The sequence below is a fragment of the Paenibacillus sp. JT22N7 genome, from assembly GCF_059383875.1.
In genome coordinates this window covers 420,902-436,454 of the sequence record NZ_JBXENY010000002.1, presented here as the reverse complement: position 1 = coordinate 436,454, position 15,553 = coordinate 420,902, and the positions used below count along the sequence as shown (strand labels likewise).

Here is a 15,553-nt window from a genome sequence, read left to right as displayed (position 1 = left end):
TGCATCTTCTCGGCCTGCTAGAATTACCCTAGGATTTCACCGAGCCAAGCACAATTCCTTTAACAAAATACTTTTGCAAAAATGGATACACGAGTAAAATCGGCAACGCGCCGATAAAAATTTGTGCTGTTTTAACCGTACGGTTGGAGAAATTGGCTATACTTTCCGATGTTACACCAATCCGTGACATATTGTCACTAACAATCATGGAATGCAAATAAGTGGCGAGCGGATACCCATCCGGATTGGTCATATAGATTACGCCGTCAAACCATGAATTCCAATGAGATACCATTGAAAATAAAGATAATGTCGCAATGGACGGCATCGATACGGGCAAATAAACGCTCCAAAGCACTCTCAAATGACCAGCTCCATCGATATGGGCAGCCTCTTCCAGCTCCTGAGGAATCGTCCGGAAGAAATTGAGCATCAAAATCATATTCCACACGCTGACAGCCGAAGGCAAGATCAACGCCCAAATGGTATCGATCAGATGCAGCTTGCTGACCAATATATACGAGGGAATCAGACCACCCGAGAACAGCATCGTGAACACGAAAATCCAGATGTAAATTTGACGCCCCGGGAATTTGTAGCTGGACTTCGATAAGCTGTAGGAAGCCATCGTGACCACAACCATTGAAAGGATCGTGCCTAACACGGTCCGCTCTACGCCAATCCACATGGCTTTAAGAAATTTCCCGTTGGCTAGCGTTTTGACATAGGCGTCAGTCGTAAAGCCGACCGGCCAAAAATTGACGATATTCGCTGTTGCCGCAGCCCGTGAGCTGAAGGATACCGCAAGCACATGGACAAGAGGAAGAATGCAAATGAGCGCCAGCAGGCAAAGAAAGACGGTGTTCAGTATCGTAAATACGGTGTAGCCTCTAGAGCGGTAGTGCATGGTCGACCTCCTCAAGCGTAAACGGCTGAAGCCGTCCTTTGGCGGCAAAGCAACCGTTTCGCGATGAAATATAAGTCTATTTATAAGTGTGAGGCTTATAAATTCTTATATTTCAAGCGTAAACGGCTGAAGCTGTCCTTTGGCGGCAAAGCAACCGTTTCGCGATGAAATATAAGTCTATTTATAAGTGTGAAGCTTATAAATTCTTATATTTTAAAAAATCCGGTAGTTAGCTAGTTTATATGCCAATCTGTAGCTGATGACGATTAAAATGAAGCCGATTAAAGACTTGAATAGTCCAACCGCCGTTCCGAAGCTGAATTGTCCGTTGTTCAGTCCTTCCCGGTATACGAATGTATCAATGATATCTCCGTGCGAATACACGAGCGGATTGTACAAGTTCAAAATTTGATCGAAGCCGGCATCCAAAATCCGGCCGAGCGATAGCGTCGCTACCACGATTACGATTGGCAAAATGAGCGGAATGGATATGGATTTGACTTGCTGCCAACGGGTAGCCCCGTCGATTTCGGCCGCTTCGTATAAAGCCGGATTGATGCCTATTAGGGTAGCTAAGAAAATAATGGCAGAGAAACCAAATTCCTTCCACACGTCGCTAAGGATGACCGTAAACCGGAACCATGGGCCGTTGCCTAAGAAAAAGATGCTGTCTATGCCGAACGAATTAAGGACGCGATTGACGATTCCGCCCTCCGTCGATAAAATATCGAGCATAATGCCACCCAAGATGACCCATGACAAAAAGTGCGGCAAATACACAAGCGTCTGCACGACTCTCTTAAAAAAAATCTTCCTGACTTCATTGAGCAGCAGAGCGAATACAATGGGAATGAATAAATTCATAATTACCTTAAATGCGGCGATAATTAACGTATTCCATATGACCTGCTTGCCGTCCGGATACGTGAACAGATACCGGAAATGATCCAAGCCCACCCAAGTCGACCCCTTGATGCCAAGCCATGGTTGATAATCTTGGAAGGCAATGACAACTCCAAACAACGGGATATATTGAAACACGATGCATAATATTAAGGCCGGCAACAATAGCATGTGGAACGGCCATGTTTTTCTCCAGTACATTGCCACTTCGTACCCATCCTTTCATCGGAAAAACGGAAAGGAGACCGGCAGCAAATGCTGCCCTCTCCTCCGTCCTCCATTCCTGTTGTCAGCGCGCGTTACTGGTTTTCCGCATACCACGCGTTAACTTCATCCGTAATTTTCTGGCCGCCATTATCCAGCCATTCTTTGACGAATTCATCGAAATATTCGATCGGTTGATCGCCATAAATAATTTTGAGGTAGCTTTCAGTAGCAAGCTTCTTCAGCAATTCGCCTTTGGATTTCATCGTTGGCGTCATTGGGCCGGTAAAATAGTTTTTCCCCTCCGTGATGCCTTGGTTAATACGGACGCCCTGACCATCGATTTGTTTCTTCTTCATTTGTTTAACGTCAAATTCTTTGGAGCTTACGGGCTCAGCGTTAGGGTCGGCCAAAAACTTCTTGACTGGAGCCTCGTTGGAGTAAGGAATCGTCACGCTTGAGCCGAGAATATTCGTCATCATGAATCTCATATCCATACTTCTTCCGTCTTTAAGCGGCCATTGGTCTGCCGGAACGCCCGCTGCTTCGTAATCGCCCTTGATGAGCTTGCCGTTGTATTTCACATAATCGTATCCTTCATAGTAACCGTCTTTCCAACGTGGATCGAAGAACGGATCGCCTTCTTGCTCCAATTGCTTCGCGAACATTTTGTTGAAATAAGCGAACCATACTTCGATATCCTTGAAGTCTTTATTAAATACGGTGAAGCCCGAAACCAACATTTTCTCCGCACGACCTACCAAGCCATCCGGACCAGCTGGAAGCGGATATGGCTCAAAGTCGGCTTTTGGATCGTTCTTGGTCGCGTCGCTCAGCGGCCAGTCACCCATCCAGGCCGGACCGAACATAATGCCGGCTTTGCCGCTGGCAACCAATTCGGAGGATTTTGACGGATCCTTGATTCCAGCTTCTTTGTCCATATAACCTTTGCTCATCCAATCTTTCATCGTCTGCAAATACAATTTGGCGTCTGGATTAATCGCGCCATAGGTCAGCTTGCCATCTTCCCCCTTGTTCCAGAAACTGCGGATGTCAGAGGTATTGATCATTTGGGTGGTAAGGGCTGCAACAATGGCGTCCGTCTGCCCCATCCAAGTCCACGGTCCTTCTTTAAGCGGAACGGCCAGACCGATCGTATCGTTCTTTCCGTTTTTATCGGGGTCATTTTCCGTAAATTGCTTGAGCACGTTTTCGAACTCGGCCAGCGTCTTAGGCGGCTGAAGACCTAGATTATCAAGCCAGTCTTTGCGAATCCACATAACGGTGCCTTCATCACCCATGAAGAAGGATGGCAAACCATAAATTTTGCCGTCTTTTTTGACTTCACCTAGTGTGTATCCATAATTTTTCAATAATTCCTTATAGCCTGGATGCGCATATTTCTCTATAGCTTCGTCCAGAGACATTAGTTTATTAGCTGCAAGCAAGCTTTGAAGCGGCTCCCCCTGGGCTCTGAAAGCATCAGGAAGCTTGGCGCCACTGGAAAGCAGGAGGCGAAGCTTCGTATCGTAATCTTCCGGTTTCGTTACAATAAAATCGAATTTCACGTTGATGCCCATATTTTCTTTCATCCAGCGAAGATTCATGTTGTCTTCCATCGACTCGCCAGGCTTGAACGCATTGCCCCTCGAAGCGCCATCATCGACAATGGCAGTCGTAATCGTAACCGGTGGGTCAAACTTCTGTTCCCACGTACCCGCCCCAGCCGAAGCGCTTTCAGCTGTGCTTGCCGGGCTGCCAGACGGCTCTTGATTATTATTGCTCGAACATGCGGCTAAAGTCGGCAATACTCCGATCGCAATAGAAAGCGCTAACAACTTTGCAAACTTAACATAATGACCCATGTTTTACCCCATTTCTATATATTGATGGTACATAGGAGCTGCGAGGAGTTTAGCGGTCCTTTATTTCGTCGCAGTCTCATAGCTAATTATAGGGTCATAGTGCAGCTGTTTATATATTCCGTTTTTAACATCATATCAAAAATCGTACATTCGGCTTTCCGCTTAGACTTTCTTTGATGGAATCTAATAGGAATCCGGCTATTCATTTACCCCAGATTAAGGTGATTATATAAAAATAGTAAATAGAAAAAACTAGACATACTGTCAAAATTTACTTATATTGTGATTGAGAGTATTCTGGTACTTCCGTATAGATGTATCTGTCGATTCATTCTATCTATGAATCTGGTGCGGTTATCAACAGATTATTCCTCATTATTGAAAAGGGGGCGATCTTCATGAATCTATAGAGAAAATGATTCTATCATTATCAAGAAAATTCTAAAGGAGGAATATTTATGAAAAGTAGTTTTAAATTCCTGTTCACGTCTGTTTTTTCTTTGATTTGTGTTTTGTACTTTCATACGAACGTTTTTGCCGCACCTGCATACGACGGAGTTGTCGAAATAGAGCAACCGTCAGGCGAGTCGTTTCAAGCTACGATGCATGGAGATGAATGGTTCCATTGGGCAAGTACAAACGATGGCGACGTACTTTTACAAGATCAGAAGGGGTATTGGAATTACGCTGAACTTACATCAGACGATCTGAAATCGACGGAAAAAAAATATAAAATTGACATGAAGCCTGCAAAAGCGGTAAATGAGAACAATTTAATTACATGGGTAAACAAATACAATCCTCAAGCTCAGAAAAAACAGGAGCTGATAAATGAGCTGCAAAAGGAATCCTCATCTTCTCTTGAACGTTCAGAATCGAAAGAGTTTACGGGATCACTACAAAATATTGATGGAACTGTCACTTCAGTTTCAGGAACCAAAAAATTACTAGTTTTGTTAATTGAGTTTACAAATATTGATATCGCATATAGCGACAACGATTGGAGCAACAAATTCTTTTCAGCAAATCAAAAGTCAATTAAAGATTACTATAATGAAGTGAGTAATGGAAAAGTGCAGCTCACTCCAGCGTCCGAATTATATGGCACGCAAAATGATGGGGTAGTAAAGGTAAAACTAGACTACGATCATCCGGATACATCGGGAAAAAGCATGGGAACAGTTATAACAGATGCACTGACTAAAGCTGATCTTGCGGTGAATTATGCTAGTTTCGATACCAATAATGATCAGGTCATCGATTCTAAAGATGGTTTCTACATTGTAACTATTCTTGCTGGTAATGAAGAGGCTAGTGGTGGTCCAGCACCAAATGTTTGGGCACATCAGTCGTTTGCTCCCGACACCAATCACGATGGTGTTACAGTATCAGGTATGTATACGGCACAGGGCGAAAAACAATATGGTCATATGGCAACGATTGGTCTCCTTGCTCATGAATTAGGCCATTCCTTTGGTCTTCCAGATCTCTATGGTTCTAATAATCATGTGGGTGATCTAAGTATAATGGCTACTGGGTCCTGGAATAGTCTTCAAGGAGAAGATTACGGAGCTACACCCACTCATATGGATGCCTGGTCAAAAGTAAAATTAGGATTTGTAACACCTGTTGTAGTAAATACAACAAACAATGTAACTCTGCATAGCATCCTTAATAACTATAATGTTATAAAGATTCCTTTAGCGGATAATTCCTATTTTTTAGTTGAGAATCGCCAAAAAGTTGGATATGATGCAAGCTTGCCAACCGTTTCTGGCGGCATCGCGATTTGGCATATTGATGAATCCATGAATAATATCCAAAATGATCCTCACCCTTTCATCGATATTGAGCAATCCGTCAGCGAATACCAGGACTCGTTCTATTATACGAATAATAATCATGCTGCTTCCTTTGGTCCAGGCACCAATCCAAACAGTAATACCTACACTGGAAATAATTCAGGAGTTACAATTACGACGACAAGTACAAGTAATTCCGCTATGAATACGACAGTAACAGTAGGAGGAGCCAATCTGATTCCGCAAACGAATTGGACGCTAAAATATGTAGACAGCGATGAATTGTACAATGAAGCCCTGAAAGCCTTTGATGGAAACAACAGCACGTTATGGCACACGAAATGGTCCCCAGTAGCTCCAATGCCGCACGAGATTCAAATTGATCTGGGTGCATCCTATACTCTCTCCAAATTCAGCTATCTGCCAAGACAAGATGGCCAAGTGAACGGAACGATCAAGGACTATGAGTTCTACGTCAGCACTGATGGGGTAAACTGGGGAACATCTGTAGCCTCAGGTGCCTTTACAAATGATACCACTTTGAAAGAAGTCAGCTTTGCAGCCAAGACGGGTCGATATATTAGACTGCGTGCCTTAAGCGAGGTAAACAATAACCAATGGACAAGTGCGGCTGAACTTAATGTATTTGGAGTGACGCAATAATGTATCAGCCCTCAAAATTCGAAGTACCGGGCATCTTAATACGATTTTTGAATTTCTTCCGCCACCTTATGGCACACTAGAGACTTTCTCTCTTTAGCCAGTTGAGCTACCAAGCGCACAAGAGGCCAACCTATTATACAAAACTAATAGGTTGGCCTCTTTGATTTAATAGATTTTTCAGGCTCTCGTTTACCAACCGAACCGCTTCCATTTTTGGCTCCAGAGACTGCCGGAAGTTCCGCCCTTATCGGCAAAAAAATACCATGTGGCGGCCTTTATGTGATTTCTCCAGAACCTTCCCCCCTTATAGAAATTGTTCGGGCTGCACGCATTAAAATGGTTTAATCATTTGTTGGGCGTTGCTGAATCAAAGTGTGAAGTTCTTTTTGAAATTCGTCTGCCAGACAGGCCGTTTGAATGATTTCATTAAAAGTCAGCAAAGCTCTTTGGAGTTTAGACTCGCCAAGCTCTGTTAAACAAGTATAAACGCCTCTTCGATCATCTTCACAAACATGACGTTGTAAAGCGCCGCAATTTTTGGCTTCCATTCTAACTACCAATCTGGATATGGCACTTTGACTCAAACCGACCATGTCTTGCAATTGCTGCAATCTCAGCTGTTTATCGCTTGTTTGAGACAGAAAATACAGGACATAAAATTCCTTTAAGGACAAGCTGTATTTCTCCTCTAAAGCACTCTCCAGCTTATTATTAATCTTTGCCTGAATGTCACTAAAACTCAGCCAATTATCTAAAAGTTTGTTATCGGTGTTGGTATTCATCAAGTTTTCACCTGTTCTATTTCATAGTATTTAGTCCATAGGCCGATCAACTTGAACATTTGTTCAGCGGCATATCGTTATTATAACCTTAACCTTGTATCCGTACCAGAGCCTTCATTTTATAGCTTTATATGCTGGGGATATAAGTTGTCACTATGCATTTTACTATCTATAGAGGGTGGGAAATGACAAACCGATAACGCACATTGTACGTTCAAGCTAGAGCTGTCGTCATTTTTCTTCTATTCGTTCAGTTCTTAGAATCCAGAAGAATACTGTTTAGGGATATCGGTTTCTTTGCCCAGCTTTGATGCGGCTTCCAATGCCCAATAAGGGTTTCTCAGCATTCCTCTGCCAACAGCAACTAAATCAGCATCTTCATTGCCAATGACGGCGTTAGCCAACGTTGGATCATCGAGTCTTCCTACAGCGATCACTGGAATATCAAGAGCTTGTTTAATATCTCTAGCCAATGGCACTTGATAAGCAGCATGAGTTCCCGGTCTGCCCCATGCAGCAATTGGACCCTCACCACCGGATGAAATATCAAACATGTCCACCCCTGCTATTTGATATTCCTTGGCAAACGCAATGCTTTCCTGAATACCGTATCCGCCCTCCACGTATTCCTTGGCTGAAATACGCATTATGAGCGGCATATCTTCTGGCATCTCGGCCTTCGCCGCCTGAATAATTTCCCGACCAAAGCGGTTAAGGTCTTTGCCATATTCATCATCCCGTTTGTTCGTAAGTGGCGAGTGGAACTGATGAATCAAATAGCCATGTGCCCCATGAAGCTCAATCGTATCGAAACCCGCCTTCACCGCGCGAGCAACAGCAGCCCGGAATTTCTCTACCAATCCTTTAACCTCTTCGGTTGCAAGCGCGCGCGGCTGTTTTGAATTTTCATCAAACGCAATCGCAGATGGCGCCACAGGAACTTCGGCATCTTCTGCCTTGCGTCCAGCGTGGGCAATCTGAATCCCGACTTTGGCACCGTAACTATGGCATGCATCTACGATTCGTTTCAGCGCCGGAATCTGCTCGTCAGACCATAACCCTAGATCAAAATCGGAAATACGCCCATCCGGCTCTACATCCGTCATTTCAAGCATAATAAAACCAGCTCCGCCTACTGCACGGCTAACATAGTGCATGTAATGCCAATCTGTAGCGATACCATCTTTTTTACCAACCGAGTACTGACACATTGGCGGCATTACGATGCGATTTTTCAATTCCAAACCTTTAAATGTATACGGACTAAATAAATCTTTCATGAGAAAGACTCCTCTCTTTATTTAACTACATAGAGAAATTCAAATCCGCGCTTTCGCAAAATTCGCGCAGCTTTTTTTGATTTAAATGCCCTAGTAGACAATATGATGACATTATCCTCACGGATAAGATGCTTTTTCCATACGTAAGGAAGGCGGCCTAGCGAGATATTGATCGTCCCAGCTGTAGGATCAGCCAAATACTCGAGAGAATCTCGGATATCAATTACTTTATATTCACGAAATTCATCCCGCCGTTTCATAAAATCTTGATAATCGATATGTTTAAGGTTTGGCAAGGGCCATAACTGACGTATAACAACGAACATTGCGATTATAACGGCTAAAAAAATCAACCAGAACATTCCGAAGCCCTCTCTCATTTCATTCGGATTTATACTGCAGCTGCTTTTTAGACTTTTTTCAATGCATCGGCAATTAAATCGTCACCAGCAATTAAGTCAAACGCACGCTTGTAGGTATGCTTCTCATCCAATGCGGCCAAAATAGCATGAGCTACATCTTCACGAGGAATACTGCCAGAAGTGATATTCTCAGCAGCAAATACTTTTCCTGTACCCGGTTCATTCAAAAGAACGCCTGGCCGTATAATCGTGTATGTCAACTTGCTGCTTTCCAGCAGTCTGTCTGCATAATGCTTTGCTGCGTAATACGGAACAATCTCAGTGTGCCAGTTCTCACGGTTATTCGCCTGAATGGCACTGATCATAATAAATCTGCCAATGCCTGCTTTTTCAGCCGCTTCAATCGTTTTCACAGCACCATCTAAGTCAATCAACAGTGTTTTATCATGACCTGTTTTGCCTCCTGAGCCCGCGGTAAACACAATGGCGTCACAGCCCTCAGCGGCTGCGGCAATGGAATCGACCGTTCCTTCCAAATCTGCAAGCACCGTTTCGACGCCCTGCTTCTCATAGGCATCGGCTTGTTCTTTTTTTCGCACCATCGCCCGGACGGTGTGCTCTTGGCTTGCTCTCAACAGTTGAATAAGGCGCTGTCCAATTTGTCCATTCGATCCGACTACTAACACCTTCATATTCAAACCCTCCTCGTTATGAAATATTGCCAGTCTATTGCGATAGCCCTACGGATACCAGCAATGCTTGAGTATTGTGGGTAAAGGACGCTTTTGTGCGCAAACGATCTATGATCAGATAACAACATGATCCGTACGCCACATCGAATAAAAGCATGCGCATGCATTTAATTTAGCGTAAAAAACAAATGATGTCAAGTCGTGTATACCATCAATATAATCAGTCATTAATTGAAAATAAGCTTCATCATTTCCTCTTTATTTCCTCGTTCCTTTGATATTTGCTTGGCCTTGGACTTTTTACCTCTCGGTTTTATTTGTCTTGTATCCAGTCTCACGAATTTCTAAATTCACACTAAGATCTCGTAGCGCCTGCTAACTAAAAATAACCAAATCTTAATCCTTTTTAGGTACATAAAAAAAACAAGACGCTAAACAATCGCGTCTTGTTTTTTTATCTTAGAAGTCATTTAAAGCTACTAGCTTCACTAAATGATAAGTTGATTGCTTTATTAATTGGCGAGAGACTGCTCTCCGCCATCCGAGCTCCGGGTATAGCGGTGATCCGTGGACGCCTCCTGAATGTGTCCGAACGCCCAATGACTTGCTGGAACATCCTTCCAGGCGGCTTTCTCGCCCGTGAGTGGACCGCGCTCCAGCACGCGGTTCAGAATGACGACCGCTTCTGCGCGCGTCAGTGAATCGTTCGGACGGAACAGACCGTTGCCCGAGCCGGACATGATGCCAGCTGCGCTTACTCGTCCGATCGCTTCAGCCGCCCAGTGGCTGTCAATATCCTTGAACGATGCTTTAGCATCGCCCTCTGCCATTCCGTTTTTCAGCAAGCGATCGACAATCACTGCCATTTCCGCACGGGTAATCAACTTGTCTGGCATGAAGCGACCGTCGGAGCCCTGCATATAGCCCTGCGCCGTCGCTTGCGCAATCGCTTGCTTCGCCCAAACGGCGGACGGCAGATCGGAGTAAGCAGCATCCGCTGCTCCTGCAGTAGTACCCGGCATCGCTCTGGATAGCAGCGCCGCCATCTCCACACGCCGAACTGCTTGATTCGGACGGAATGTACCGTCGCTGTATCCTTGAATATAAGCCGTATGAGACGAGCTATCTACACTCAACTTCACGATGGAAAAGGTGCTGAACTTCGTAATGGTAAATCGGATGCCCGGCTTGTTCGTTCCGTTGTAGCCGACCTGTTCACCCTTCACCCATTCCTTCGTATCGTCGCTATGCTCGATGAAAACGCCCAGCTTCTCCAGCTCCGCCTTTGGCAAATCCTCCCCTACCGGCAGCTCAAGGGTTACCTCGCGGCTGCTCATGTTCGTCTCGATCGTCATCGGCCGACCAATCAGCTGCAAGCCGTCCGCCGTCGCTAGTCGGAGAAGCGTTGGCTCCTCTTTGAGGCGCTCTTCTACCTTCTTGCGTTCGACAGCTGCCTTAATCGGTACGATATGGAAATACACTTCCTCCTGCAAGCCTTGCAAGGAGCGGCTTGGGATGAGGATGCCGCCGTTGTTGGTCCAGATTTGCAAATCAACGCCTTGTGCGGCAAACTGCTTCGCAGCCTCTGCCGGCAGCTTAATAATCAAATCGGATACTTCGTCCTTCTTGTCAGGAATGACGATTCTGGCCGTAGACGAGCCGGCTTCCTTCAATTGCTTAAGCGCCTGCTCCGCCTGTGCCCACGTCAATGTCACTTCGTCTTTCTTGCTGCCATCTGCAAGGGTCGTTCTTGCAATAGTCGTGCTGGCGACTACACCGCCCTTGCCGCTGCCATCGCTGACTTCGACTTTAATTTGCTCCGTCGAAGTCGAAGTCGAAGCTCCGCCGCCGCCTCCACTTACCGGTGCCGTCGGTATCGCAGCTTGTGATGCTGCGGACGGATCGGACATCCCCGCAGCATTCTGGGCGACAGCGTTGAAGGTATAGGACGTGCCGTTCGTCAGCCCGGAGATGACGGCCGACAATTGCTCTCCGCCAACTGTGACAGAGATGTCGCCAGGATTAGACGTCACAATATAACGATCTACCGGAGCCTCGTTCACATTGGCTGGCGCGCCCAGGGTAACTTGTACTTGTCCATTGCCTGGCACAACCGACAGGATAGCTGGAGTCAGCGGCTTCGCCACCGGACGAACCGTGCCGATGAGCGGCGCCGAATCTCCAGCAACATTCACTGCGTAGATGCGAATCGTGTACGTCTTTCCATTAGACAAGCCATCGAAGCTCGCGCTGTACAAACCCTCGCCGCTTTCCGGCACTTCCTTCGCTGAAACGATGCCGTTGTCTAGCAGCGCTTCGACGCGGTACTTCAAAATTGGCTCGCCGACCGCATTGATCGGCTTCGCAAAGGAGATGACCGCCGTCCCGCTGCCTGGCGTGGCGTTAAAATTCGTCGGTGCTCCAGGAACCGAAACAGGAGCGACTGCCTCCGAAGCCGGGCTCAGACCGGATGCGCCGGAAGGATTGACCGACTTAACCGCAAATACGTAGGATGTACCGTTAGCCAGTCCCTCTGCAGTATACGCATTGGTACTAACCCCACTAGCGATCTCTACCCAATCGGTGACGTCGTGAGGCCCAGCTTCTCCCTCATAAAGGTATACTTTATACGTCTCCGCTATCGGCACGGCCGGCCAAGTCAGCCTGATCTTGCCATCACCCGGAGTCGCAGTGACCAATGCCGGAGCTGCGGGCGGAACGACGACGGAAACTTTGCCGTTTGAGACAGTCTTGTTCATCTCCACGGCATGCACGTCGGTAAACGTCAGCTCCCGCACGTCATTTGGCGTCTCGATAGTCAGCGCGTGATCGCCGATCGGCGCGTCATCTTCAACTGCGAACTTGATCGTGAAGAGGGTCTGAGCATCCTGAGAAGCCGGAATCGGGCTATCTCCGCCCGTCAGATCCAGCCAAGAAACAATCAACCAGCCGTCAGTATTGTTATAGTTCGACATGAAGCCTTGTTCCACGATCCCATCGTAGCTTATCGCGTCCGGATCGAACTTGATCCGTATGCCATAGGAGGCAACCTCCTTATCAAGCTTCGCCTTCACCGGCACGGAGACGATGCCGTCCTCCCCTGCCTTGATGGACGCCGAGCCGATTTCAATGGCCGCATTTCCTGATGGAGACACGGTCACCCTCCCGCTCACGAGATCGGCAGATACTGGATTGACGTCCTCGTAAAGCTGGCCCTGAACGACCGTAAGGGCGGAGTCGCCTGCCGGCACGCCTTCCTTGATCTTGAACCGCAGCGTGAACAGCTCGCTGGAGTCCTCTATAAAACCGGTAAGCGTCAACTTAAGCTTCAGACTTCCGGTTGTTGCTTTGTCTACAAGCAAAATCGCGTTGGAATCGATTGCTTTGACCAGCCCGCTAACGGCTGCTTCCTCTCCTGCCACCGGCTCAAGCACGTTCGGATCGTAATTAATCGTAGTGTCCGACCGGTAGACATACAGATCGGAGCTATTCGAGTCGAAGAAAACCGGCACATCAATATAAGCACCCGGCGCTCCGGCCACCGTGCCGACACGCACGGATGGCGTGTTCGACGGGGCAGCAGACGCTTTCGGGAGTGCCGGCAGCAGCAGCGCCAACACCAGCAACAAAGCAAGGAAAGCGCTGAACCTGCCGCGCAATCCAGATCGGTTAGCATAAAAGTAGTTCAATATATTCACCTCAAGGTTTCTTAGGTTGCATTGCCCATATAGATATTCATAATCAAGGTAGCATCAGCTTCGGTCACTTCACCGTTATCATCCATGTCGAGCGCTTCAAGCTGATCTGCCGTCAGCGTGATTTTCCCTTTTAGATACTTGGTGATGAGCAGCGCGTCCGCAGGCGTTACGGCTCCGTCCCCGTTGGCGTCTCCCTTCAGCCCTATGATAAGCTCTACCTTGCCGGCCGTTTCGGAATACGCTCCGCCAGAATCCATGGCCAGCCATTCGAAGAAGGTCGTACCTCCCCAAGCTGCATCGGGCGTGAATATCAAGCCGTTCAACGAGGCCTCAGTAATCGCTTGTTCGGCCTGAACAGGAACTCCTGCGAGGCTGAGCGTGCCGTGAGCCGGCAGCGTAACGACGCGAATCCCCTTCATCACATGGCCGTTCGGATCGGAATAATGGTACAGGAAATCCGAGCCGTTCAAGGCAATCGCATGGCCTTTCTTGCCTCGTTTCATGAAAGAGCCGGCGATCGGGGGATCGTTCAGCTCGGAGGTCAAGCTAAGCACCCGATTAAAGGTGCCGGTATCATCCAAATTAAGAACGACAATGCGATTTTGAGGCGCATCCGTCACATACAGTTTATTGTCCGGACCGACGGCAAGGGCATGCGGCTCGCTGATGCCGTAATCGTCGGTCAGGTTGAGCCAGGGCTGAAGTGTTGGGCGATTGTAGTAGGAAGCGCCGTTATAGGAAGTACGATAGATTTTCGTCTTGTTCATAACCACGTAAAACATCTCTCCGATGAAATCGACCGCGATTTCCCCCGTCGAGTAGCCATCCCCTGGAAACGTGTTAAAGACAGATTCCAAGTCGACGTAGTAGCCGCCAGAATCCCAGAGTTTACCGTCAAAGTGAAGCGCGAAGCCCAGCTCTCCTTGACCGGAGCTGCCGCGGCCCGAGCCGCTCAGATCCAGTCGAAGACTAGCTTTTGTATTAACCATGCCATATGTCGCAGGAAAATAACTGATTGTTCCGTAGCTTTCATAATAGAAGTTGGCTTCTGTGTACACTTGCTGGTTGATCGGGTTGATTTTCTGTCTAACGAAAAGACTTTTGATGTTCATAAGCTTCGGATAGTTTTGGACAGCGGTGACCATCGGGGTGATCAAATCAATGGGATTGTCCATCGCCTGCCCGTTATGCTTTACTAGCGAAAGCAGTCCTCCTTCCCGGTTAAACGCATGCAGTCCCGCGGTCAAGCCCGATTCGGCGACGTAAATATTGCCGCCTTGGTCGACAGCGACTGCCGTCGGATTATTGACGGGAATAATTAAATTCGCCAGCCCGTCCTGATCCGCCCGAATGACCCGGTTATTGCCGGTGTCGGCGATGTACATCTCCGTTATGCCGTTGTAAGTGTAGAATTTGATATCTTGCGGTGAGTTGAGGTACAAGGGACCAACCGCTGCATTTGCCTCGCGGGACGGCAGCGCCAATGCGGCCAATAGAATAAAGACCATTACCGCAACAGACCTTCTTTTCCATTCCTTCACCCAGTTTGTTTTTCTCGTTAGCATCTGAAACTGTCCTCCTCCTTAAGTCATCAGTTATGATGGTATTTGTCGAATAGTGTAACAGCAAGCACTTAACAAACACTTAAACTCTAAAGTCCATATTGCACAGCTCATGCTAATGTTCATAATCAATTTGACCCTGCTTGCCGGCATAAAAAATGCACCCCCTAGAATTTCATTGGATAAACCAGGGGTTTATTCCAATGTCTATTCTAAGGGGTGCACTTCAAAGTTGGTCAAGTCATTCTTGTCGTTTTTATACGTGGCTGCCATTTTCAAATGGTCTCAGTGATGTTCGGGGGACATCTAATCAAATATAGCTAATAAATGTTCTTACTTAAGCTCATAGTAAACATCCGGTACGGGCGTTTGTTTGAAAATGGATTGTTTCCTCAAGTAGGCTTTCCCATTTACCTGAACTTCAAGCTCATTGAAGCTTTCAATGAGACCCCAACCAACCATTTTATCCTGATTAAAAACAATAACGAAATAACCCATAAAAATCGCATTATCAAACTCGAAATCAGAGTTAAGTGTTGTATTTACAATCATAATTTTGCACTCCTCTCTTTTTCACCATTTTCGCTTCTCCTACTAGAACCTTTTTGCTGTATACTCACAACGCTTGGGATCATTTCACTCGGCAATCCGAATGGATTAGCTGACTTTGGAGTGACTCAAGTGGTAATGTAAGATAAACTAACGCTTTACCGCTAGCCTTAGCGACGGCCTCTGCTCTCTGTCCACCAGTGTAACTTTCTCAATGCCCGCCATAAGAAACATAAGGACTAAAGCACTTTGCAAAATAATCAAAATCATTGACAAATCATTCT

Annotated in this window: 12 protein-coding genes; 1 reads left to right on the top strand and 11 read right to left on the bottom strand. The window is 46.7% G+C overall.

The features are described 5' to 3' along the window. Positions 1–28 precede the first annotated feature (28 nt). The 3 genes from AC50Y5_RS06580 to AC50Y5_RS06570 all read right to left on the bottom strand — a co-directional run bounded on the left by AC50Y5_RS06580 (position 29) and on the right by AC50Y5_RS06570 (position 3,879). Positions 29–907 carry a carbohydrate ABC transporter permease gene (locus tag AC50Y5_RS06580; RefSeq protein ID WP_056042861.1) on the bottom strand — a complete coding sequence of 293 codons (879 nt, stop codon included), beginning with the start codon at positions 905–907 and terminating at the stop codon, positions 29–31. A gap of 213 nt (positions 908–1,120) precedes the next feature. Further along, entirely contained in the window at positions 1,121–2,011 is an 891-nt protein-coding gene (locus tag AC50Y5_RS06575; RefSeq protein ID WP_056043031.1) for an ABC transporter permease, read from the bottom strand. Positions 2,012–2,109: 98 nt separating this feature from the next. Beyond that, complete coding sequence (locus AC50Y5_RS06570) at positions 2,110–3,879, bottom strand: extracellular solute-binding protein (protein WP_056042862.1); 1,770 nt, start codon at positions 3,877–3,879, stop codon at positions 2,110–2,112. Between the two features lie 458 nt (positions 3,880–4,337). Here AC50Y5_RS06570 and AC50Y5_RS06565 point away from each other — a divergent pair, with 458 nt between their 5' ends. Further along, entirely contained in the window at positions 4,338–6,344 is a 2,007-nt protein-coding gene (locus AC50Y5_RS06565; protein ID WP_494859315.1) for a M6 family metalloprotease domain-containing protein, read from the top strand. Between the two features lie 341 nt (positions 6,345–6,685). On the opposite strand, the gene AC50Y5_RS06560 is transcribed toward AC50Y5_RS06565, so the two are convergent. The 8 genes from AC50Y5_RS06560 to AC50Y5_RS06525 all read right to left on the bottom strand — a co-directional run bounded on the left by AC50Y5_RS06560 (position 6,686) and on the right by AC50Y5_RS06525 (position 15,545). Further along, complete coding sequence (locus AC50Y5_RS06560) at positions 6,686–7,126, bottom strand: MarR family winged helix-turn-helix transcriptional regulator (protein WP_056042866.1); 441 nt, start codon at positions 7,124–7,126, stop codon at positions 6,686–6,688. A 257-nt stretch (positions 7,127–7,383) separates the two neighbouring features. Beyond that, on the bottom strand, positions 7,384–8,406 hold the full coding sequence (locus tag AC50Y5_RS06555) for an NADH:flavin oxidoreductase/NADH oxidase (protein WP_494859313.1): 1,023 nt from the start codon (positions 8,404–8,406) through the stop codon (positions 7,384–7,386). A 17-nt stretch (positions 8,407–8,423) separates the two neighbouring features. Then, entirely contained in the window at positions 8,424–8,768 is a 345-nt protein-coding gene (locus tag AC50Y5_RS06550) for a rhodanese-like domain-containing protein (RefSeq protein WP_081419144.1), read from the bottom strand. Between the two features lie 47 nt (positions 8,769–8,815). After that, complete coding sequence (locus tag AC50Y5_RS06545; protein ID WP_494859311.1) at positions 8,816–9,460, bottom strand: SDR family oxidoreductase; 645 nt, start codon at positions 9,458–9,460, stop codon at positions 8,816–8,818. Positions 9,461–9,972: 512 nt separating this feature from the next. After that, positions 9,973–13,149: an S-layer homology domain-containing protein gene (locus AC50Y5_RS06540; protein WP_494859309.1), complete on the bottom strand. Its 3,177-nt coding sequence runs from the start codon at positions 13,147–13,149 to the stop codon at positions 9,973–9,975. Between the two features lie 20 nt (positions 13,150–13,169). Then, a complete protein-coding gene (locus tag AC50Y5_RS06535) occupies positions 13,170–14,723 on the bottom strand; it encodes a dockerin type I domain-containing protein (RefSeq protein ID WP_494859307.1) in 1,554 nt (517 codons plus the stop codon). Positions 14,724–15,053: 330 nt separating this feature from the next. Next, a complete protein-coding gene (locus tag AC50Y5_RS06530; RefSeq protein WP_056042875.1) occupies positions 15,054–15,272 on the bottom strand; it encodes a hypothetical protein in 219 nt (72 codons plus the stop codon). Between the two features lie 147 nt (positions 15,273–15,419). Further along, complete coding sequence (locus AC50Y5_RS06525) at positions 15,420–15,545, bottom strand: hypothetical protein (RefSeq protein WP_494859305.1); 126 nt, start codon at positions 15,543–15,545, stop codon at positions 15,420–15,422. Positions 15,546–15,553: the final 8 nt, after the last annotated feature.

Coding starts and splice junctions, on each gene's coding strand:
- AC50Y5_RS06545 (WP_494859311.1), bottom strand. CDS start 9,460: ATGAAGGTGTTAGTAGTCGGATCGAATGGACAAATTGGACAGCGCCTT.
- AC50Y5_RS06560 (WP_056042866.1), bottom strand. CDS start 7,126: ATGAATACCAACACCGATAACAAACTTTTAGATAATTGGCTGAGTTTT.
- AC50Y5_RS06535 (WP_494859307.1), bottom strand. CDS start 14,723: ATGCTAACGAGAAAAACAAACTGGGTGAAGGAATGGAAAAGAAGGTCT.
- AC50Y5_RS06555 (WP_494859313.1), bottom strand. CDS start 8,406: ATGAAAGATTTATTTAGTCCGTATACATTTAAAGGTTTGGAATTGAAA.
- AC50Y5_RS06550 (WP_081419144.1), bottom strand. CDS start 8,768: ATGTTCTGGTTGATTTTTTTAGCCGTTATAATCGCAATGTTCGTTGTT.
- AC50Y5_RS06565 (WP_494859315.1), top strand. CDS start 4,338: ATGAAAAGTAGTTTTAAATTCCTGTTCACGTCTGTTTTTTCTTTGATT.
- AC50Y5_RS06580 (WP_056042861.1), bottom strand. CDS start 907: ATGCACTACCGCTCTAGAGGCTACACCGTATTTACGATACTGAACACC.
- AC50Y5_RS06575 (WP_056043031.1), bottom strand. CDS start 2,011: ATGTACTGGAGAAAAACATGGCCGTTCCACATGCTATTGTTGCCGGCC.
- AC50Y5_RS06570 (WP_056042862.1), bottom strand. CDS start 3,879: ATGGGTCATTATGTTAAGTTTGCAAAGTTGTTAGCGCTTTCTATTGCG.
- AC50Y5_RS06530 (WP_056042875.1), bottom strand. CDS start 15,272: ATGATTGTAAATACAACACTTAACTCTGATTTCGAGTTTGATAATGCG.